The sequence below is a fragment of the Ruminiclostridium papyrosolvens C7 genome, assembly GCF_000421965.1.
Taxonomy (GTDB): Bacteria; Bacillota; Clostridia; order Acetivibrionales; family DSM-1351; genus Ruminiclostridium; species Ruminiclostridium papyrosolvens_A.
In genome coordinates this window covers 1-744 of record NZ_ATAY01000002.1, presented here as the reverse complement: position 1 = coordinate 744, position 744 = coordinate 1, and the positions used below count along the sequence as shown (strand labels likewise).

Sequence of the window (744 nt, the reverse complement as noted above, 5' to 3'; positions counted from 1 at the left end):
GGGCATTGTAAGTTCAGGTATCCGGCCCGAGAAGGTATTCAGCCAGTATTCCTCCTGCTTGCTCATACTTCCTGATTTTATTAGCTTATCTTGCCATTCGGAGTAGTCCTTATAATTTAACAATAGCTTAGGTAAACTTTTTCCATTAAGCAGTTGTATGAATTCATTTACTAAAATATTTGCTGAGACCCCGTCAGATATAATATGGTGCATATCACATATTAATATATGCTTTTGGTCTGATAATTCAACCAGACCTACCCGCAACAATGGTGCTCTTTCCAAATCAAACGGACGTATAAACTCCTTAATAACCCTGTCCACGTCTGATTCCTCTGCAATAATATGTTCTATCTCAAAGTCTGATTCTTTATGAATTATCTGAACAGGTTCGCCATCTACCATCTTAAATGAGGTTCTGAAGGCTTCATGTCTCTGTATTAATGCTTTAAACACTTCTTCCAGTCGCACCTTGTCCAGTTCGCCCGTAATAACATTTACGCCCGGATTATTATAGTTTGTTGTAGCTCCTTCCATTTTATTTATTATGTACATTCTTCTTTGAGCAGAAGAAAGAGAGTAGTATTCCTTTTCTTCAACCGGTTGTATATTGGTATATAGACTCTTATCCAGATTCCCCATAAGTTTTGCCATTTCTCTTACAGTCGGTGCACTGAATATATCTCTTAAAAACATTTCAACGCTGAACCTGTTGTGAATTTTGGATATAAGAGATACAGCCTT

The 744-nt window shown here is 37.2% G+C and carries 1 protein-coding gene; it reads right to left on the bottom strand.

The window, feature by feature from the left end; genetic code table 11:
* Positions 1 to 744, bottom strand: a 744-nt coding sequence (locus tag L323_RS21370) for a condensation domain-containing protein (RefSeq protein ID WP_038274966.1), incomplete at both ends; no start/stop codon positions are given.